The organism is Acinetobacter sp. OYA S30, from assembly GCF_033599315.1.
In the GTDB taxonomy this organism is placed as follows: Bacteria; Pseudomonadota; Gammaproteobacteria; order Pseudomonadales; family Moraxellaceae; genus Acinetobacter; species Acinetobacter baumannii.
Map to the genome: position 1 here is coordinate 87656 of NZ_JAWVAV010000005.1, position 21060 is coordinate 108715.

The window sequence follows — 21060 nt, forward strand, 5'->3', positions numbered from 1 at the left end:
AACTTATTTTTTAGCTGCACTAGCCGCAGTTGCTTCAGTTGTAATGTTTACAGTGATCTTATCACCTACATTCGGCACATAGTTACCTAAACCAAAGTCAGAGCGATTGAACGAAGTTGTCGCGTTAAAACCAATCGCTGGAACTTTTGCCATTGGGTGCTCGCCTTGCTTATTTAAGACAGCATCAAGTACAACTGGCTTAGTAATACCTTTAACAGTCAAATCACCAGTAATTTTGAAATGCTTTTTGTCTTTCGTTTCTACTTTCGTACTTTTGAAAGTAATGTTTGGGTATTTAGCCGCATTAAACCAAGCTTCTTCTTGGAACTCTTTATCTAAAGCAGGTACGTTTGTATTCACACTGCTTAAAGGAATGGTCACATTTACAGATGAGTTTGCTGGTTTAGCATTATCAACTTTAATTACACCTTGGATGTCTGAGAAGTTAGCACTTGGAGTTGAAAAGCCGAAGTGATTCCACGAGAAAACAGTAGCTGTGTGTGTTGGATCAATTTTATAGTCCACTGGTGCAGCTAATGTAACTGTACTTGCCAATGCTACTGCTAAACCGAAGCTTAATGTTTTAAGATGCATTTTTCGTATCCTTTATTGATATAGTCGTTAGTGTATACATCAAGTAATTTAATTCACTATTCTTTATAAAACGATATGTTTCATCCATGCAACAATAAAAGCGTTACAGTTGTTATTCAAAAACCATATTATAAAGTATAGGTATTCTTTTATTCGAAGCTTTCAGATTTATTAATTTTTACTACGATTTTATTGATAAATAACAAGGTAAAACATGGTTAACACTGCCCAAGCACAAAGTACTTCAACTCCTTATCGAGTAACACTTACCGATCCTTCGGGTCATCAATGGTTTGCAGATGAACCCACCGATAAAGGTGGACAAGATACAGCTCCAAATCCGGTTCAGCTTCTATTATCGGCTTTAGGAGCTTGCACTACAATTACACTAGAGATGTATGCAAATCACAAAGGCATCAAAATTGAGCATGTACAAGTTGATTTAGCATTAAATCCAAATGGTGATCCAGAAGCAGGTCAAAATAATATTGAGCGTAAAATTACTCTAAAAGGTGAATTTACTGAGGATCAGCATAAAAGATTATTAAAAGTTGCTGAAAACTGCCCTATTCATAAGCTTTTAACTTCTAATATTACGATCCAAACTGAACTTAACATTTAAATAGACCATAAAAAAAGCGCCCCCAATCGGGACGCTTTTTATTCTGCTCAAAAGATTAAGCAGTTAACTCTTTTACCGCAGCAACTACAGCCTCAGTTGTAATACCGAAGAATTGGAACAAATCTTTTGCTGGTGCTGACTCACCATAAGTTGTCATACCAATTACTTTGCCATCAAGACCAACAAACTTCCACCAGTAGTCAACATGAGCAGCTTCTACAGCAACACGTGCACGAATATGAGCTGGTAATACTGCTTCACGATATGCAGCATCTTGTTTCATGAACTCTTCTGCACATGGCATAGAAACAACACGAACACCTTCAAGTTGAGCATAAGCTTCCATTGCTAAAGAAACTTCTGAACCAGTAGCAATAATAATTGCTTTCAACTCACCTTTCTCTTGAGCAAGAACATAACCACCTTTTGCCGCATTTTGGATTTGCTCTTCAGTACGCGTTTGGAATGGTAAGTTTTGACGAGAGAAAATAAGTGCTGTAGGGCCATCTTTACGCTCTAAAGCAGATTTCCACGCAATTGCTGTTTCTACAGTATCAGCAGGACGCCAAGTATTTAAGTTTGGTGTGCCACGTAAAGAAGCAATTTGTTCAATTGGTTGGTGTGTTGGACCATCTTCACCTAAACCGATTGAGTCATGTGTATATACATGAATCACGCGTTGCTTCATTAATGCAGACATACGTACTGCATTACGTGCATATTCCATAAACATTAAGAACGTTGCAACGTAAGGAATGAAGCCACCATGCAATGCAACACCGTTAGCGATTGCAGTCATACCGAACTCGCGTACACCATAATACACGTAGTTACCAGCCGGGTTTTCTTGAATGCCTTGGCAACCTTTCCAAAGTGTTAAGTTAGAACCTGCCAAGTCCGCAGAACCACCTAATAATTCAGGTAATAAAGGACCAAATGCTTGTAATGTGTTTTGGCTCGCTTTACGAGTTGCTACAGTTTCAGCTTTAGCATTTGTTTCACGAATAAATGCATCTGCTTGAGCTAAAAATTCTGCTGGTAAGTCACCGCTAATACGACGAAGTAACTCAGCTGCTTCCGTTGGATATTTTGCTTGGTATTGAGCAAACACTTCATTCCAAGCTGCTTCAGCTTCATTACCTTTTGCTTTAGCATCCCATGCAGCATATACATCAGCAGGAATAATAAATGCTTCTTCAGTCCAACCTAAAGCTTCACGAGTTAAGGTAATTTCATCTTTACCCAGTGGTGCACCGTGACAGTCTTCTTTACCTTGCTTGTTTGGAGAACCTAAGCCAATAATTGTTTTACAAATAATAATCGTTGGTTTTTGAGTTTCTGCTTTAGCTTCAACTGTTGCTTGACGAATCGCATCAGCATCGTGGCCATCTACACGAAGAACTTGCCAACCATAAGACTTGAAACGCTCTTCAGTGTCATCACTGAACCAGCCTTCTACTTCACCATCAATCGAAATGCCGTTATCATCATAATAAGCAATCAATTTACCAAGCTGTAAAGTACCTGCTAAAGAACATACTTCATGAGAAATACCTTCCATTAAACAGCCATCGCCTAAGAAACAATAGGTGAAGTGATCAACTACTTTTAAGTCATCTTTATTGAACTGAGCAGCTAAAGTTTTTTCTGCTAATGCAAAACCAACAGCGTTCGCAATACCTTGACCCAAAGGACCTGTCGTTGTTTCAATTCCTGGAGCGTAACCATATTCAGGATGACCAGGAGTTTTTGAGTGCAATTGACGGAATTGTTTTAAATCTTCAATTGAAAGATCATAACCTGTTAAATGAAGCAAAGCATATTGCAACATTGAACCATGGCCATTTGATAAAACAAAACGGTCACGGTTTGCCCATTGTGGATTATTTGGGTTGTGATTTAAAAACTCGCGCCAGACGACATCAGCAATATCTGCCATCCCCATTGGAGCACCCGGATGCCCTGAGTTTGCCTGTTGCACAGCATCCATTGCCAATACACGAATTGCGTTTGCAATACGACGTTCGTTTAAAGGGGTCGTCATAGATCAGAATCCAATTTTAATAGATTGATGAAAAGAAGAAGATGAATAACCATTCAATGCCGCTATATTGTCTTAAAAAAACGCCTAGGGGTAAACCCCAACACTGTATATTTCTTTATTTTTAACTATTTCTTGGTTACTCAAAAAACATTTAGATTCTTAAACTGTGTAAAACAATAGTATTTATACTTATTTCCATGCTCAACGATTGTAAGCTTCTTCCTCGTAATCAGCATATAGAGTTGTATTTATTTTCTTTATTTATAGCTTTTCACTTCATAGTCTAAATTTTCTTTATTAATATTTAACAAAATCAAATGTTTAAAATTTAAACATTTTATTAAAACTCTAATATAAAAATGATTAATTTTCATCTATCTATATCAATTTCCCTGATACACATATCAATTAAAACATAGTAGAAATGAAAGAAATTCATGCTTTTTAGTCAGTATGAACTGGTCCTCAAGCTCAAGTCGATGTAACATATTATGTCTTTTTGAAATAACCAAGATAGGACTTTCATGCGCGAGTACGCTGTTTTTACCTCGGAATCTGTAAGCGAAGGTCATCCCGATAAAATGGCCGACCAAATTAGCGACGCTATTTTGGATGCAATCTTAAAAGAAGACCCATACGCACGTGTTGCTTGTGAAACACTGGTAAAAACAGGCGCTGTTGTACTTGCAGGTGAAATCACAACAACTGCGAATATTGATGTAGAAGCTGTTGTTCGCCAAACTGTTAACGGTATCGGCTATCACCATTCAGATTTAGGCTTTGATGGTTCAACTTGTGCTGTAATCAACATGATTGGTAAACAATCACCAGAGATTGCACAAGGTGTAGACCGCCAAAAACCTGAAGACCAAGGTGCTGGAGACCAAGGTTTAATGTTTGGTTATGCAAGCCGTGAAACCGACGTGCTTATGCCAGCCCCTATTTCTTATGCTCACCGTTTAATGGAACGCCAAGCTGAACTTCGTCGTTCTGGTGCATTACCATGGTTACGTCCAGATGCAAAAAGTCAGGTAACTTTTGCTTATGAAAATGGCAAACCTGTACGTTTAGACGCAGTAGTACTTTCTACACAACATGATCCTGAAATTACTCAAACTCAGCTTAAAGAAGCTGTAATTGAAGAAATTATTAAACCGATCATTCCTGCTGAAATGTTCCATGCAGCAACTAAATTCCACATTAACCCGACTGGTATGTTTGTTATCGGTGGACCTGTGGGTGACTGTGGTTTAACTGGCCGTAAAATCATCGTTGATACTTATGGCGGTATGGCTCGTCACGGCGGTGGTGCATTCTCTGGTAAAGATCCATCTAAAGTAGACCGTTCAGCTGCGTATGCTGGTCGTTATGTAGCTAAAAATATTGTTGCTGCTGGTCTTGCGGACAAATGTGAAATTCAAGTGAGTTATGCAATTGGTGTTGCAGAGCCAACTTCTATTTCAATCAATACTTTTGGTACTGCAAAAGTTTCTGATGAGTTAATTATCCAGTTAGTACGTGAACATTTCGATTTACGTCCGTTTGGTATTACTCGCATGCTTAACTTAATTCAACCTATGTATAAACAAACAGCTGCTTACGGCCACTTTGGTCGTGAAGGTTCAGATACTGCATTTACATGGGAAAAAACCGATAAAGTTGAAGCACTTAAAGATGCCGCAGGCCTTTAAGCTGATTATATTAAAAGCCCGCTCTTCAGCGGGCTTTTTTATTATTTTTGTATTTGATTAAAATTAAACAACAGCCCCTTCAACATACATTATTTAAAGGCATGTAGTGAGTATTAAGCAATATTATTGTTTTGTGCTCTTATCACCTTCATTTAATACATCTAACAGAGTCGATTGCACAGGTGTATCTTGATGATTCTGGATATAAAGATGAACAACTTTGAATACGACAACAACTGCTAGACAAGCCATCACGCAAAACATCCATAGGCCATATGGACTACGAATATGGTGTGAACCGCAATATGGACATGATTTATCAGTTGATGCCACAACTTTGTCGCAACAAGCACAATGATATTGATATAGCATAGGTAACCCTCCTTCCCTCACTTCAACCGTTGTTGTTTTAATAGGTTTGCTACATTTTTAAATTTATACATCCTTTATATTTATCCTATGTGAAATGAAAAGATAATTCAATCTGAATGAACAATCCGTTCAAATTTCAAATATTTAATTTATACAAAGAGATAGACTAAATATTATTTTTTTAGCACTATTTTTCTTATTTTGATATTTCGTTGAATTTGTTAAAATAGAAACATATTTTATTTTCTAGGCGAATTTATGACACAGCTCATTAATAAAGGTGGCTTTCGTGAAAGAGCCAATAGAAGCCGAAAATATCAACAATCTGAAAACAAGCAAGTAGCTCTGCCTTCAAACAAGTATCAACCTCAAACTAAGCTCCAAGATAATCAAAACGAGATGATTCAAGCAAAAGCAGATATTTCTGAAACTTCAGATGATTAATTGTTATAAATTAAAAAGGGCCTAAATCTTTTAGATTTAGGCCCTTTTTTATAATGGATTAATTAATCTTTATTTTTATGCTCAATTTTCTTGTGGTCTGGAGTAACTTCTCTCGCTTCGCCATCAATAATACTAGAATCATGATATTGGCTACCACCACCTTGTTGATTCTGCATATCCTGCATTTGACGCATTAAATCTGCAAATGGGTTTTGACCAGCACCTGCACCACCCATGCCGCCCATCATTTTGTTCATCATGGCTTGCTGACGTTTTGCGAGTGTTCTCATTGCAATATTACGAAACGCAGTTTGCACGCCCGGAATAAGAATTAAGAGCGCTAATACATCCGATACCAAACCTGGCAACATTAATAAAAAACCAGCAAAAGCATAAGCTAATTTTTTAGTCACAGTCGGATCATTACCCAATTGTCCAGTCATCTGCATTTGTTGTAATTGCGGCATAATACCAGCCGTACTATTACGAATAAGCGTTAGACCAATAAAGAAAGCAATAATGAACCAGAAAAACACATACCATCCACTGATGAACTGTGCTACGCCAATCCATACGGCAATTTCAACAATCGCGCCCAGAACCACAATAAGAAGTAAATTCATGTAAAACTTTATCTATCTCAAAAAGAAAATTCATTGCAGTTGTTACTACTTAACTAAACTCATCCATTTTTCATTTGAAATCATGGATTAAATTTAGTTGCGAAGCTTAGACAATGTTTTTGTTGTAACCTAAAATCATAGCTAAACTAAGGTTCTGCAATACTATAAATAAGACTGATTCTAACTTAATAAAACAGTCATACTCTATTATTAATGAGTGCTATATCAACTTTATCAAGTGTTTTTTCTACAAGATTGCAATTTTTTCATGAATTGGCTGATGCTTTTATCTATTAGCAGCTTTTTTATAAAATTTAACTTACATTTTTGATATCTAATAATTGATCTACTCAAGTTACATTAATTAGCTAAACTTCAAATTCAATTTTATAAGTCTTATGAACATTAAAGCACTCTTACTTATAACAAGCGCTATTTTTATTTCAGCCTGCTCACCTTATATAGTGACTGCTAATCCAAATCACAGTGCTTCAAAATCTGATGACAAAGCAGAGAAAATTAAAAATTTATTTAACGAAGCACACACTACGGGTGTTTTAGTTATCCATCAAGGTCAAACTCAACAAAGCTATGGTAATGATCTTGCTCGTGCTTCGACCGAGTATGTACCTGCTTCGACCTTCAAAATGCTTAATGCTTTGATCGGCCTTGAGCACCATAAGGCAACCACCACAGAAGTATTTAAGTGGAACGGGCAAAAAAGGCTGTTCCCAGAATGGGAAAAGGACATGACCCTAGGCGATGCTATGAAAGCTTCCGCTATTCCGGTTTATCAAGATTTAGCTCGTCGTATTGGACTTGAACTCATGTCTAATGAAGTGAAGCGTGTTGGTTATGGCAATGCAGATATCGGTACCCAAGTCGATAATTTTTGGCTGGTGGGTCCTTTAAAAATTACTCCTCAGCAAGAGGCACAATTTGCTTACAAGCTAGCTAATAAAACGCTTCCATTTAGCCAAAAAGTCCAAGATGAAGTGCAATCCATGTTATTCATAGAAGAAAAGAATGGAAATAAAATATACGCAAAAAGTGGTTGGGGATGGGATGTAGACCCACAAGTAGGCTGGTTAACTGGATGGGTTGTTCAGCCTCAAGGGAATATTGTAGCGTTCTCCCTTAACTTAGAAATGAAAAAAGGAATACCTAGCTCTGTTCGAAAAGAGATTACTTATAAAAGTTTAGAACAATTAGGTATTTTATAGAGTTAGTTTATAGCCCAGTTCACTTTTTACCATTTTGATCTGGGCCATTGCCTATTTTCAAAACTGATAATCTATCCATCCACTGGTTCAAATGGAGTATCCAAAACTAGTTGGTAAAAAGCAGCGTCAAGCCATTGCCCAAATTTAAAACCCACTTGTTTAAAAGTACCAGCGTGGGTAAAGCCCATTTTCTCATGAAGGCCTATACTGGCTTGATTTGTCGCATCAATACAACCAATGAGCACATGAAATTGAGCCTGTTGAGCTCGTTGAATTAACGCTTGCATTAAAACTTTACTTAGACCACAACCGCGATGTTCATGATGAATATAGATACTATGCTCAACCGTATATTTATAAGCTGGAAACGCTCTAAATGTTCCCCAACTGGCAAATCCTAATAACTTACCTGACTCATCTACTACCCCAATGACAGGGAAACCATTTTCTCTTTTTACCGAAAACCATGTTTTCATTGAATCAAGTGAACGGGGAACATAGTCATACAATGCGGTAGAGTTAACAATCGCATCATTTAGAATTTCTAATATTGCTACCGCATGCTCTGCTTCATTACAATCAATTAAACGGAAATTAGAATCGAGGGAATAGTTCATAAAGATTCCTTAAGAGCGGGCACCAGTTGATTAGAAACGACTAAAATATAACGAGCAACTTGAGCTGAATGATTACTGTATATGACAGGTTGATCTAATTGCATTGCCAAGCAATCCCCTTGACCTAATGCATAAGAAGTTTCACCTAATTGAATTTCAATTTTCCCTTCAACGACCCAAAGCTGCTGCTGTACCACTCTAGAGCTTTCATTAGTTTCATAAGTAATTCGAGAATGAGGCGGAAATTCAATTTCAACAATCTGGAAGGGTAATTTTAAGTTCGGAGGTGAAACTGTACGGCGTATATAGCCAGTTTCCGGATCTCGCCACTCAGCTTGTTCATTCCGACGAATAAGCGGTTGAGATGATGAATTCCCTGCTTCATTCGTAAAAATTTGAGTTAAAGGTACTTCAAGACCATTTGCTAGTTTTTCAAGAACAACTGCCGTAGGACTCGTTTCTCCTCTTTCAATTAAAGAAATAGCTGAACGGCTAACTTGGCAACGGGCAGCTAATACATCTAAAGTATATCCACGTGCTAAACGCAGCTCTCGTATTCGATGTGCAATCCTTATATTGATATCATCCATTAAAGAAGCTCAATTCCATCATTATAGATAAGTATTCCATTAAAATAGAATTACATCAAATGATTTCAAACTCTTCATTATGAATATATGGAAAACAGGGTGGGCAATATAAATCTTTAGGATTAAAAACCGAAAAATAACCATTCATAGCAGCATTCTTTAAATTACTCATGCAGAACCGATTTGGCTATGTAACAATACCCTCTAAACTATTTAAGTAAGTCTTCACATGCCATTGATTATTGGAATTGATCCAGGTTCACGCTTAACAGGTTACGGAATCATTGAAAAAGATGGTAGTAAACTACGTTTTGTTGATGCCGGTACAATCCGAACGGAAACTCAAGAGATGCCAGAGCGCTTGAAGCGTATTTTTGCTGGTGTTGAGCGAATTGTGAAATTTCATGGTCCTACTGAAGCTGCGGTTGAGCAAGTCTTTATGGCACAGAACCCCGACTCTGCCTTAAAACTTGGTCAAGCCCGTGGAGCTGCTATAGCCGCTTTAGTGAATTTAGATTTACAAGTTGCAGAATACACTGCACGCCAGATTAAACAATCTGTAGTGGGATATGGTGCTGCCGATAAAGAACAAGTACAAATGATGGTAATGCGTTTACTTAACCTGACCATTAAACCTCAAGCCGATGCAGCCGATGCTCTTGCTGCTGCAATTTGTCATGCCCATGCTTCAGGAAGTATGAGCAAACTGACCGTCTTGAATGCTTTAGGTGGTATGGCTCGTGGACGCAGCCGCTCTAGTAGCCGTAGACGCTAAAGCTTTACTGGTTTACTACTTGAGTAATTGCTTGGTTCATCTCATAAGCTTGTAAACCGCGCATGCCTTGTTTGGCAAGTTGGTCACCTGCCTGAGCATGGAGAGTTACGATCTCATGCAGGGTAACTGCTTTGTGGAACTGGGCTTTTAAGCTTGCAATCATGCCCGCCAACACATCTCCCATTCCACCAGTTCCCATACCTGCATTACCTTGCGTACAAATATACAAGTTATCTTCTAAAATTAAGCTGCCTGCTCCTTTAAGCACCCACTGGCCTGCATATTTTTGCTGCAACGCATAAATCGCAGCAATTCTGTCATTTTCAATTTGCCAAGTAGAACAACCAAGTAATGTAGCGGCCTCCCCCGGATGAGGTGTTGCATAAATATGTAAACTCAATTTTTCAGGCTGCTTTGCGAGAAACCATAGGGCATCTGCATCTAATACAACTTCTAAATGTGAAGTCTGATTTAAATAATTAAACCACTGTTGATAGATTTGGTGTGCCCAGTCATCACGACCTAACCCCATTCCAAAACATACTGCATCAACCTGAGATAAAATTTCTTTAATACCGTCTTCATCGAAATCATTAATATCACGCAGCATAATATTAGGAGCTCGCGACAAAATAGCCTGATGATGGTTGCGATGACAAACTACCGTAACCTTGCCTGCCCCTGCATGAAAAGCAGCTTCAGCAGCCATAATGACGGCCCCGCCCATTTGCTCATGTCCACCTATCACCAAAACATGCCCATAACTTCCTTTATGTCCAAAAGCCAAACGTTTAGGAAAGTTGATATGTGTTGGCGTCAAGTAAGCAAGAGGTTTCAGCTCTTGGTCTATTGGTATTAAATTAATTAAATGAATTTGCCCTGCATATTCTTTACCTTGGCCTGTAAATAATCCTGCTTTAAGCCCTAAAACAGTAAATGTATGATCAGCCCGTATTGCACAAGGTAAAGTAGAGCCAGTATTTGCATGTAAACCACTTGGTATATCAATCGAAATTTTTAGCCCAGCTTGCCCATTAAATTGTTGAATAGCGTGTTGCCAATAACCGTTTAATTCACGGTTTAAACCAATCCCAAACAACGCATCAATATGGCAATCAAAGGTTTTACTCACCTCAAAACCTTGGTGAACCTGAACATCATTTTTTTTCGCAAAATCGACAGCATGGTGTAAATCAGTTGATTCACCCAACTCAGCCGCAAATATCTCTACATGGAATCCCGCCTGTTTTAAATAACTCGCTATAAAATATCCATCACCTGCGTTATTGCCCTGTCCGCACCAAACAGCAATATTCTTAAAATTTTGTTTTTGAAAAAGTACAATGAGTTGTTGAGTGATTGACCAAGCTGCTTGTTGCATTAAACCTAATGATGAGTTTTGCGCAGCAAACCAACGTTGCTCCCATGCCTGGATATCTTGGCTATGGTAAACTACCGCCTGCATATTCTTATCCTCTTGCATTTTTCGGTTTATGACATCTTCCAACACATCACGCATTGCAGTGCAACAAATTGATCCACATGAATTAAAAGCATGGATCAAAGCTCAAGCATTAGACTTGGGTTTTGCTGATTGTGTCATTGCCAAACCAGATGCTCAAGAGCAAATGCCACGTTTTTTAGAATACCTTGAACGTGGTTATCATGCAGATATGACCTATTTAGAAGAAAATCTGGAAAAGCGAGCAGATCCAACTTTATTGGTGCCTGGAACAAAAAGTATTATTTGCGTACGTATGAATTATTTGGTGGAATCACCAAAACCACGATATGTACCTTTTGAACCAAACTCTGCGATTATTGCCCGTTATGCTCGTGGTCGTGATTACCATAAGGTGATGCGTGGCAGATTAAAAACGTTAGCCACACGTATCCGTGAAAAAGTGGGAGATTTTGAATCCCGCCCTTTTGCAGACTCGGCACCTATTTTTGAGAAATCATTAGCTGAAAGTGCTGGGATGGGCTGGACAGGTAAACATACTTTACTCATTCATAAAAAGTCAGGTTCATTCTTTGTCTTAGGTGAACTATTTACATCACTTGACTTACCTTTTGATGAACCTGCTACTTCTCACTGCGGTTCTTGTAGTGCGTGTATTGATATTTGCCCGACACAAGCGATTGTCGAACCTTATATGTTAGATGCTAGACGCTGTATTGCTTATCTCACCATCGAATATAAAGGAATCATTGCAGAAGAATTACGCGCAGGCATTGGTAACCGGATATTTGGTTGTGATGACTGCCAATTAATTTGCCCGTGGAATAGTTTTGCTAAAACAGCGTCTATTCCCGATTTCAATCCTAGACATGGTTTAGATAATATTAGTTTGCTTGATATTTGGCAGTGGGACGAAGCTACTTTTTTAGCCAATACAGAAGGCAGCCCAATACGACGTACAGGTTATCAATCCTTCAAACGTAATATCGCTATCGGTTTAGGCAACGCACCGTACTCAAAAGAAATTGTAGATCAGCTAAACAAAGGCAAAAGCTTACATGACGAAATCGTCAATGTGCATATTGATTGGGCAATTGAACAGCAACTTAATCAACTTTAGCTATCAAATTAAAAAAATGATGTTTTTTGCCCTATAGCTTTAATACGAATTCTGTATGATTATGTATAGTGAATTAATGCCATCATCATGGATATGACAATGACTCTACGTAATGATTGGACTCGTGAAGAAATCCAAGCTCTATATGAACAACCTTTTTTGGATTTAGTTTTTAAGGCTCAACAAGTACACCGTGAGCACTTCACTGCCAATACAATTCAGGTCAGCACCCTTTTATCTATTAAAACGGGTAAATGTCCTGAAGATTGCAAATATTGCTCTCAATCTGCACATTACGATTCAAAATTAGAAGCAGAAAAACGTATTGCTGTTGAAAAAGTAATTAGCGAAGCAAAAGCTGCAAAAGATTCAGGTTCATCTCGCTTTTGTATGGGTGCTGCTTGGCGTAACCCTCATGAGCGCGATATGCCTTATGTTTTAGAAATGGTACGTGAAGTTAAAGCACTAGGTATGGAAACCTGTATGACTTTAGGTATGCTTAATCAATCACAAGCAGAACGCCTAAAAGATGCTGGTTTAGACTATTACAACCATAACCTTGATACATCTCGCGAGTATTATTCCCACATCATCAGCACACGTACTTTTGATGATCGTTTGAATACTTTAGATTATGTACGTCAAGCTGGCATGAAAGTATGTAGTGGCGGTATTGTTGGTTTAGGTGAAAGCCGTGAAGATCGCATTGGTTTGTTACATGAATTAGCAACCTTGCCTATTCATCCAGAATCTGTGCCAATTAACATGCTTGTTCCAATTGAAGGTACACCATTAGCTGATGTTGAAAAACTAGATGTTATTGAATGGATTCGTACTATTGCGGTAGCACGTATCATTATGCCGCATAGTTATATTCGTTTATCTGCTGGTCGTGAATCTTTAAGTGACTCAGATCAAGCTTTAGCATTTATGGCGGGGGCAAATTCTCTGTTCTCTGGTGATAAATTACTTACGACGCCAAATACAGGTGAAGGTAAAGACCAAGCGTTATTTAATAAATTAGGGTTAACAGCTGAAAAGCCAAAACCAACTGTTTCTGATTTATCAGTAGATGCGATGAGTGCTTAACCTCATCAAAATTGAAAAGCCCTGATCATTCAGGGCTTTTTTCATTTATACAGAAGTGACTAATATGCCATAAGTCGCGTTCAGAAAGGTTCCAACTCGAATAATATCCCTACCTGCCGCATGGGTAACCGATAATTCTTGGCTCAATACATCAAAGTGAAAAGATTCAAAAACATCTTGATGGTGTAAGAGCCAAGTCACTGTATCTGCTATATTATCATCCGCAATATAAGTTAAGGCTTTAAAGTCTTTACTCATAAATAACTCTTAAAAATAAATTTTATGAATTTTATATGAGTTCATTCTGCCTTAAAAGAAAATCTAAGCAGCCTTCGGATTCACTAATGAACGCCCCGACAATAAGCTTGTTAACGCTTTAGGTGAAAACTCTAAAGAAAGTACATGATTCTTTAAATTGATTGAGTGGCTACTAATCAATGGTAAAAGGCCCTCTTCTGTTTCTAAAACATACTCATCCGCAATGTTTAGAATACCTTCTAGATTTGTTGTGCTAGAGGCTAGATCGTGGCTAAAGACATCATAAATTGTTTGTAAATTAAACGTCGTGTTCTGTTCAGTAGGATGTTTGAGTAAATAGTCTTTTAAAAACAAGACTAATTTATGAGCAAAGAAAAAATAATTCGGTTTATACGTGTATTTCATGTTGTTCATGGAACCAAACTCCAGATGATCTTTTATTGAATTACAACTAAAACACTAGGAATTAAACCTTAAAATTTTCTTAAAAAAATAAATATATTTACACGATATATAAAAATTAATTTTAATAATAAAAATCAACCAGTTAATTTATCCAAAAATATATAATTTATATAAAATTACAATAAAAAAATCAATTCTTAAAAATTAAAAACCTTAAATGAAAATTATTATCAAATTAATTTAAATAAAATAATTTCATGATATTTTACCATATGGTATAAATTAAAATAAAAACCGCTTTTATCAATAAAAAACAACCAATCAAAATACATAAAAATATAATGTTATTCTTGTTTTTTACTTGAAAGGTGCTATATTTCCACCGCATTACTTGATCAGAATAAAAGCACTGAAGAGTAATAAAGCGATATTTATTGAATATTCTGGGGATTTTATGAAAAAATTTATTTTTATTGTGGCTAGTTCTCTTTTTAATATTGCAGCAGCACAAGCAGCTGATGGTACGATCACTATTAATGGTTTAGTAACTGATAATACGTGTACGATTGATACTGGTGATAAAAATCTCACTGTAAATTTACCAACAGTATCATCTCAATCTTTGAAAAATGCGGGCGATGTTGCTGGTCGTACACCTTTTCAAATCAATTTAACGAATTGTGCTTCAGTTGGTAAAGTCGCGACTTATTTTGAACCAGGCGCAACAGTTGATTTTAATACTGGTCGACTATTGAACCAAGCTACCTCTGGTGCAGCTACCAATGTCAACATCCAATTATTGGGTAGCAACAATGCAGTAATTCCTGTAATTGCGAAAGGTGCTTCTGGTGCACAAGATAACTCACAATGGGTAAATGTTTCTGCTGGGGGGAATGCCGATCTTAATTATTATGCTGAATATTATGCAACTGGAGCATCTACAGCAGGTACTGTAACGTCACAAGTGAAATACACGATTATTTATCAATAAATTAAAACCAGCTTCTATTTTTAAATAGAAGCTATATCTCATCTATTATTTATTATTGAGAATATGACTCATGCTTTTTCGTGGTCGTAAATTTTTTTGGGGAATGGCTTGCCTTCAAGCATTAATTGCTACTACAGGGCATGCCGAAATAGTGCTTCATGGTACACGTGTAATCTATCCATCAGATGCTCGAGAAGTAAACTTACAACTCAGCAATAACGGTACAGCGCCTTCATTGGTTCAAGCTTGGATTGATGATGGAAACGCTAAATCAACTCCCGATGAAGCGAATGTCCCTTTTATCATTACACCACCTATTTCAAGAGTAGAACCCTCTAAAGGGCAAACTTTACGAATTACTGCACTACCTAATGCTTCTCAATTAAACCAAAATAAAGAAAGTGTATTTTGGCTTAATGTATTAGATATACCACCAAGGCCGGAAGGTAACAAACAAGAAAATAATGAAGTATTAACCAATAATTTTCTTCAATTAGCGATACGTTCACGAATTAAGTTCTTTTATCGACCAGTAAGTCTAAAAGAAAATATTAATACATTAAGTGAAAAAATTCAGTGGGTAAAAAATGGTGAAAACTTGCTTATTAAAAACCCTACTCCCTTTTACATTACAATAAGCTCAATTTTTCAAGAAATAAATCATCAAAAAACAGATTTATTAAAACAGGGTTTAATGCTTTCTCCTTTTTCAGAAGATCAAATAAAACTTAAAAATAGCAATATAACAAATATGAGCTTTGTTTATATAAATGATTATGGTGGAAGAATTGAACAAGTAATAAGGTTCTAAGCTTACCTACTTTTTAATTTAAACACCTACTCATGAACAGGCATAAAGACGATGTCAGAATGGTTCATATCCAGTATATGCTTTAAAAAGCGCACTACATATTATTTAGTATTGAGTCTCGCAATTAATATCCCCTTAACTGTATATGCATCAGACATTATGAATAGGGAAAATATTTTAAAAGCTGACTTTGATACTAATTTTTTAGTGGGAAATGCACAGAAAATTGATATTGGTCGATTTAAGTACGGCAATCCTATTTTACCGGGTGAATATAGTCTTGACGTCTATATTAATGGACAGTGGTTAGGAAAACGAAAGTTTGTTTTTAAAAGTACTCGTTCGAATGAGAATGCAAAGACCTGTTTTACCCCAGATATGCTTTTAGAATATGGAGTTAAACCAGAAATTTTTCATCATGAAGTAAGTAGTACCTATACCTGTAATGACTTAGACAAGTGGGTTAACGATGCTTTTTATCAATTTGATACTTCTCGTCTGAGACTTGATATTTCAATACCGCAAGTAGCTTTACAAAAGAATGCTCAAGGGTATGTCGACCCACGTTTATGGGACCGTGGTATAAATGCAGCTTTTTTTGCATACAATGCTTCTGCCTATCGTATTGTAAATAATAACCATGAAACAAATCATGCGTTTATGGGTACAAATGTTGGTCTAAATCTCTATGATTGGCAATTACGCCATACTGGGCAGTGGAAATGGCAAGATCATAATGAAATACAAGAAAAGGTTTCTTCCTACACATCAAATAATACATATGCCCAAAAGGCTTTTCCCAAGCTCAATAGTGTTGTTACTTTAGGTGATTATTTTACCAATAATAATTTTTTTGATGCCCTGCCTTATCGTGGGATTAACATATCAAGTGATGACCGCATGCTTCCTAACAGTATGCTCGGATATGCTCCCCAAATTCGAGGTTATGCCAAAACCAATGCAAAAGTAGAGGTACGTCAGCAAGGAAATTTAATTTATCAAACGACTGTTACACCCGGAAGTTTTGAAATTAATGATCTTTATCCCACAGGCTTCGGTGGCGAATTACAAGTCTCTATATATGAAACAAATGGAGAAATTCAAAAGTTTTCTATTCCTTATGCTTCTGTCATTGAGATGCTAAGACCTAAAATGAGCCGATATTCTTTTACTTTGGGACAGTTTAGAGATGCCAATATCAATCTAAAACCATGGCTAGTGCAAGGTAAGTATCAAAGAGGTATCAATAACTATTTAACAAGCTATACAGGCTTTCAGGCAACTGAAAACTACCAGTCTTTTTTAATAGGTAGCGCATTTGCAACCCCAATCGGTGCAATTTCATTTGATGCAACTCAGTCGTCAGCTGAGTTCGAACAAAAGCCCACACTTAAAGGACGAAGTTATCGTTTAAGTTATAACCGACTATTTACTCCAACCAACACCAATTTAACATTAGCTACGTATAGATATTCCACAGAAAATTATTTGAAATTACGCGATTCAATTTTAATTCGTGACTTGCAACAACAAGATATTGATAGCTTTTCCGTGGGGAAACAAAAAAGTGAATTTCAGATCACATTAAACCAAGGCCTACCAAATCAATGGGGTAATTTTTATTTAGTAGGCTCGTGGATTAATTATTGGAACCAGCCTAATCGTAATCAACAATTCCAATTTGGATATAGTAATCAATTTAAAGATCTGACTTACAGTATTTCTGCAATTACTCATGAGTTTGACCAAGAAAATCAAAATTCTGGTCACGAAACGCAATATTTGTTGTCTTTATCTTTTCCACTTCAATTTAAAAAAAATACCGTTAATTTTAATAGTTCTATTTCAGAAGATAGCCGAACTTTAGGAATGAGTGGTTATATCGGAAACCGCTTTGATTATGGCTCATCAATTTCATATCAAGATCAAGGACAAACAAGCCTAAATATCAATGGCACCTACCGTACTAACTATACAACTATAGGCGCTTCTTTTGGTCAGTCCGATACATACCAACAAGAAATGATCAATTTAAATGGAAGCTTGGTCGCTCACTCACAAGGTATTTTATTTGGCCCAGACCAAGTACAGACCATGGTATTAGTATATGCGCCTCAAGCGACTGGTGCTCGAGTCGGCAATACCTCTGGTCTAAGCATTAATAAACAAGGTTATGCTGTCATTCCTTATGTAACCCCCTATCGCTTAAATGACATTAGCCTTGACCCTCAAGGGATGCCATCAACTGTTGAACTTACGGAAACAAGTCATCGTATTGCCCCATATGCAGGATCGATCACTAAAGTTAACTTTTCAACAAAAACGGGATATGCAGTTTTTATTAGCACCCAAACACCTAATGGCGGCCATTTGCCATTTGCAGCACAAGTTTTTAATCAAAACAATGAAATAGTCGGAATGGTAGCCCAAGGTAGCCGGATTTATTTACGTACTCCCCTAACTCAAGATCATCTTTATGTGAAATGGGGACAAAGTAATAGTGAAGAATGTCAACTTGATTATGACATTCAATCAAAAATCTTACAGGAAAAACAATCAATTATTATGACAGAGGCAGTCTGCAAATGAAAAAAATGCTTATAAAGAGCGGTTTACTCATCACTAGTTTTTTTATTTATAACCAAACCTATGCCAACTGTACTTTAAGCAAGGGCTTTACCACAGTCGATATTCCAATGACGATTGGGACTATTGTAGTACGCCCGACCGATCCAATCGGAACAGTTCTCCAAAAGAATACTTTTACTATTTCACCCAATAATTCTACTGCAACTTGCAACCGTGCCAGTGACCAAATTACAGCGGCACTTCCATTAAACTATCCTGTTAGCTCGATTGGAAATAATGTGTATGCAACCAATATTCCGGGTATAGGTATTCGACTTTATAGAGAGGCATTCGACTCTACAGATTTTTCTGGATATTACCCTTATAAACGTACCTTGACTCCTAATACAACATATACGCTTTCACCAGGATATTTTGTCATGGAAGTGATTAAAACTGCTGCAACTACAGGTTCAGGTGCATTAGTTGCTGGTCGTTACAGTACCTATTATGTAACAGGACAACAAAATCGTCCTTTCTTAACGACTACAGTATTAAGCAGCTCCCCTATTCTTATTGCATCATCTTCTTGTGAAATTCAAAACGGCATAGATACGGTTGTTCAGCTTCCCACTGTGATGAAGTCAGGTTTTAGAGCTATTGGATCAACTCAAGGTGAGAAAAACTTTAATTTATCGATTCTTTGTAATGGTGGGGAAAATAACTCGGGTGTACCAACGAGTAATACACTGAGTTTAAGCTTTGACTACATTTCTGACACTTCAAATAGTCAGGTTATTAATAACAGTGCTGCTGACTCAACTAAAGCGAACGGAGTTGGTGTTGAATTGTTATGGAATATGAATGGCGCGAACAATTCTATTCGAAAAGGAAACAAACTAGATATTGGTACAGTAAGTTCTAACCAGACAGTACAGTACGATATTCCTTTAACAGCGCGTTATTATCAAACTGCTTCGAATGTAACAGCCGGTGAAGTCAAAGCTAATGCAACGGTAACGATCCAATATGATTAGTACTTCTTCTAAACACTAGATCTTAGTAGTAAGTAGTAGGCTTTATAGAATGAATAATTTTTAATTAATACTAAAAAAGTCAAATGATCATACACATTATTTTTTAAATTTTACTAATAAATAAATTAAAAAAATGCTCATAAGCGAAAAAAGCTAATGAGCATTAGTGATAACCACTTAACCTGAAATACAAATTGTGGGAAATAGATCACAATTTGCATGACTATAATTTCAAAATTTAGCTTAAATATCAAGTCTTTTTTTTAACAAAAGTTTGATAAATTTATTTAACCCATTAATTTTAAATGAAAATAAGTTAAAAATAAAGTTTACGATTTTCATTTTACAGGCTTTCTAAAGAATTATCATTCTATTAATTCAAAAAACATAAATTTTATATATACGAATGTATAGTAAAATTAAAAAGTGCTCAAATAGGAGGGTTTAGTTAAAAGTAAATATTATGTAATTCGATAAATTATAAAGCTTTACATAACCTATAAGAAAAAAAACAAACACATATCTGGAAATATTTTTCAATTACAGTCTAACTTCAAGTTTTTATTACAAAACCACATGCTCATTATTTGGAAAATATTTTGTATTTTATTATTAAGTTTAGGGGCTTTCGGAGTTGGTTTAGGTATTAGTTATTTAGATTTTTTCTTATTTTTTATTGGTTTACTTTTTCTGCTGTGTTTTTTTCTAGCCTTAAAGCAAGCAAGAGAAGATGCAGGAAGTTTTCCTGATCAATAAAAATTAATTAAGCTAATTGAAGTCAAGGCTTAAGCAATATTAAACACGAAAAGGTTCAAAACAATCTAAAAGAAAATCCATCACTACTCTTACTGCAGGACTACTCCGCAGATCTTCATGAATAACTAACCAAATTTCAGCACTCATTGGGTCATCATCAGGTAATTTTACTAAATGACCTTGCTGGCCTAAAAAATTAGGTAGTACAGCTAAGCCAACTGCTCCACAAGTAGCCCGCCATTGAAGCTCAGGATGATTCGTAACCATAACCGGCTCTTTATAATTTAACCGTTGTTTTAGCTTTTGCTGTTTTTGTCCTTGAACTCCACCAACTTCAACGCAAATCCATTCATAGTTTTCTTCTTGTATAGCATCCAAATATTCTTGGGCTGCATATATGCCAAAAGGAACTTCACCAGCTTTACGTGCAATTAGATAATCATCTTTAGGGCGTCCAAAGCGAACTGCGATATCTGCTTCGCGATGCTGTAAGGAGGCATAATGAACATCACCGAGTATTCTCAATTGTAGCTCAGGATATTGACGATAAAACTTACCAAGATGAGGCATTACCAAATGTGCAGCCGTAGCTGGCGGTAGACTTACCGAAACTACTCCACTAATTTCCTGTTGTCCTGCCTGAGCTAGACGTTCAATAGAAAATGTTTCTTCCATCATACGTGTCACGATTTTGGCCAGACGTTCCCCCTCTGAAGTTAAAATATAAGTACGAGGTCTACGGTCCACTAATTTTAGTTTTAAATTATCTTCTAACTGGGCAATTCTTCTTGCAACAGTAGCATGGTCAACACCTAACTTTCTTGCAGCAGCTGAAAGTGTCTTCTCTTCAGAAAAAACTGAAAAGTAATGTAAATTTTCCCAATCAATCATTGTGCAAATTTTCACATCAGAGATGAATTAATATGGAATTGTACACCTTTATGTGATTACTCAGAATAAAGACATTC

22 protein-coding genes are annotated in these 21060 nt (G+C 36.6%); 12 read left to right on the plus strand and 10 right to left on the minus strand.

Annotated elements, in window-relative coordinates; translation table 11 throughout:
* Positions 1-3: 3 nt before the first annotated feature.
* Positions 4-594 carry a YceI family protein gene (locus tag R5R67_RS04215; RefSeq protein WP_000550331.1) on the minus strand — a complete coding sequence of 197 codons (591 nt, stop codon included), beginning with the start codon at positions 592-594 and terminating at the stop codon, positions 4-6.
* A gap of 214 nt (positions 595-808) precedes the next feature.
* On the opposite strand from R5R67_RS04215, the gene R5R67_RS04220 reads away from it, so the two are divergent.
* Positions 809-1216, plus strand: a complete 408-nt coding sequence (locus tag R5R67_RS04220) for an OsmC family protein (protein WP_000248284.1) — start codon at positions 809-811, stop codon at positions 1214-1216.
* A 55-nt stretch (positions 1217-1271) separates the two neighbouring features.
* On the opposite strand, the gene tkt is transcribed toward R5R67_RS04220, so the two are convergent.
* Positions 1272-3260, minus strand: coding sequence for a transketolase (tkt, locus tag R5R67_RS04225; RefSeq protein ID WP_000211062.1), 1989 nt, complete (start codon positions 3258-3260; stop codon positions 1272-1274).
* A gap of 524 nt (positions 3261-3784) precedes the next feature.
* Between tkt and metK the strand changes: the two genes are divergently transcribed.
* Complete coding sequence (metK, locus tag R5R67_RS04230) at positions 3785-4951, plus strand: methionine adenosyltransferase (RefSeq protein ID WP_001209544.1); 1167 nt, start codon at positions 3785-3787, stop codon at positions 4949-4951.
* A 123-nt stretch (positions 4952-5074) separates the two neighbouring features.
* On the opposite strand, the gene R5R67_RS04235 is transcribed toward metK, so the two are convergent.
* On the minus strand, positions 5075-5323 hold the full coding sequence (locus R5R67_RS04235) for a hypothetical protein (RefSeq protein ID WP_000966850.1): 249 nt from the start codon (positions 5321-5323) through the stop codon (positions 5075-5077).
* Positions 5324-5581: 258 nt separating this feature from the next.
* On the opposite strand from R5R67_RS04235, the gene R5R67_RS04240 reads away from it, so the two are divergent.
* Positions 5582-5767, plus strand: a complete 186-nt coding sequence (locus R5R67_RS04240) for a hypothetical protein (RefSeq protein WP_000192619.1) — start codon at positions 5582-5584, stop codon at positions 5765-5767.
* Between the two features lie 62 nt (positions 5768-5829).
* Here the strand turns inward: R5R67_RS04240 and R5R67_RS04245 are convergent, their stop codons facing one another.
* Entirely contained in the window at positions 5830-6390 is a 561-nt protein-coding gene (locus R5R67_RS04245) for an FxsA family protein (RefSeq protein WP_001050729.1), read from the minus strand.
* Between the two features lie 398 nt (positions 6391-6788).
* Between R5R67_RS04245 and R5R67_RS04250 the strand changes: the two genes are divergently transcribed.
* Positions 6789-7613, plus strand: a complete 825-nt coding sequence (locus tag R5R67_RS04250) for an OXA-51 family carbapenem-hydrolyzing class D beta-lactamase OXA-208 (protein WP_001021780.1) — start codon at positions 6789-6791, stop codon at positions 7611-7613.
* A gap of 71 nt (positions 7614-7684) precedes the next feature.
* On the opposite strand, the gene R5R67_RS04255 is transcribed toward R5R67_RS04250, so the two are convergent.
* Complete coding sequence (locus tag R5R67_RS04255) at positions 7685-8230, minus strand: GNAT family N-acetyltransferase (RefSeq protein ID WP_001109746.1); 546 nt, start codon at positions 8228-8230, stop codon at positions 7685-7687.
* Positions 8227-8820, minus strand: a complete 594-nt coding sequence (locus R5R67_RS04260; RefSeq protein ID WP_000340963.1) for a helix-turn-helix domain-containing protein — start codon at positions 8818-8820, stop codon at positions 8227-8229. Before R5R67_RS04260 ends, R5R67_RS04255 begins: the two co-directional genes overlap by 4 nt.
* 229 nt (positions 8821-9049) lie before the next feature.
* On the opposite strand from R5R67_RS04260, the gene ruvC reads away from it, so the two are divergent.
* Positions 9050-9595: a crossover junction endodeoxyribonuclease RuvC gene (gene ruvC, locus R5R67_RS04265; RefSeq protein WP_001128330.1), complete on the plus strand. Its 546-nt coding sequence runs from the start codon at positions 9050-9052 to the stop codon at positions 9593-9595.
* A gap of 4 nt (positions 9596-9599) precedes the next feature.
* Here the strand turns inward: ruvC and R5R67_RS04270 are convergent, their stop codons facing one another.
* Complete coding sequence (locus tag R5R67_RS04270) at positions 9600-11060, minus strand: bifunctional ADP-dependent NAD(P)H-hydrate dehydratase/NAD(P)H-hydrate epimerase (protein ID WP_001149473.1); 1461 nt, start codon at positions 11058-11060, stop codon at positions 9600-9602.
* Between the two features lie 28 nt (positions 11061-11088).
* Here R5R67_RS04270 and queG point away from each other — a divergent pair, with 28 nt between their 5' ends.
* Together queG and bioB are read left to right on the plus strand one after the other, a co-directional pair.
* Positions 11089-12177 carry a tRNA epoxyqueuosine(34) reductase QueG gene (queG, locus tag R5R67_RS04275; RefSeq protein ID WP_000204462.1) on the plus strand — a complete coding sequence of 363 codons (1089 nt, stop codon included), beginning with the start codon at positions 11089-11091 and terminating at the stop codon, positions 12175-12177.
* Between the two features lie 99 nt (positions 12178-12276).
* Complete coding sequence (bioB, locus tag R5R67_RS04280; protein ID WP_000175362.1) at positions 12277-13266, plus strand: biotin synthase BioB; 990 nt, start codon at positions 12277-12279, stop codon at positions 13264-13266.
* 45 nt (positions 13267-13311) lie between these two features.
* Here bioB and R5R67_RS04285 read toward each other — a convergent pair whose 3' ends face one another.
* Complete coding sequence (locus tag R5R67_RS04285) at positions 13312-13524, minus strand: hypothetical protein (RefSeq protein WP_000030991.1); 213 nt, start codon at positions 13522-13524, stop codon at positions 13312-13314.
* 63 nt (positions 13525-13587) lie between these two features.
* Entirely contained in the window at positions 13588-13938 is a 351-nt protein-coding gene (locus R5R67_RS04290) for a hypothetical protein (protein WP_001061891.1), read from the minus strand.
* Positions 13939-14383: 445 nt separating this feature from the next.
* On the opposite strand from R5R67_RS04290, the gene R5R67_RS04295 reads away from it, so the two are divergent.
* From R5R67_RS04295 to R5R67_RS04315, 5 genes are all read left to right on the plus strand, one after another.
* Positions 14384-14920: a fimbrial protein gene (locus R5R67_RS04295; RefSeq protein WP_000713431.1), complete on the plus strand. Its 537-nt coding sequence runs from the start codon at positions 14384-14386 to the stop codon at positions 14918-14920.
* Between the two features lie 70 nt (positions 14921-14990).
* The gene (locus R5R67_RS04300; RefSeq protein WP_000898897.1) at positions 14991-15731 is read left to right on the plus strand and encodes a molecular chaperone; all 741 of its coding nucleotides are present in this window, start codon (positions 14991-14993) and stop codon (positions 15729-15731) included.
* A 51-nt stretch (positions 15732-15782) separates the two neighbouring features.
* Positions 15783-18320, plus strand: coding sequence for a fimbria/pilus outer membrane usher protein (locus R5R67_RS04305; RefSeq protein ID WP_016654165.1), 2538 nt, complete (start codon positions 15783-15785; stop codon positions 18318-18320).
* Positions 18317-19336: a fimbrial protein gene (locus tag R5R67_RS04310; protein ID WP_000738473.1), complete on the plus strand. Its 1020-nt coding sequence runs from the start codon at positions 18317-18319 to the stop codon at positions 19334-19336. The genes R5R67_RS04305 and R5R67_RS04310 overlap by 4 nt, the downstream gene beginning before the upstream one ends.
* Before the next feature lie 576 nt (positions 19337-19912).
* Entirely contained in the window at positions 19913-20092 is a 180-nt protein-coding gene (locus tag R5R67_RS04315; protein ID WP_000905610.1) for a hypothetical protein, read from the plus strand.
* 39 nt (positions 20093-20131) lie between these two features.
* Here the strand turns inward: R5R67_RS04315 and R5R67_RS04320 are convergent, their stop codons facing one another.
* The gene (locus R5R67_RS04320) at positions 20132-20983 is read right to left on the minus strand and encodes a LysR family transcriptional regulator (protein ID WP_000568090.1); all 852 of its coding nucleotides are present in this window, start codon (positions 20981-20983) and stop codon (positions 20132-20134) included.
* Positions 20984-21060 lie beyond the last annotated feature (77 nt).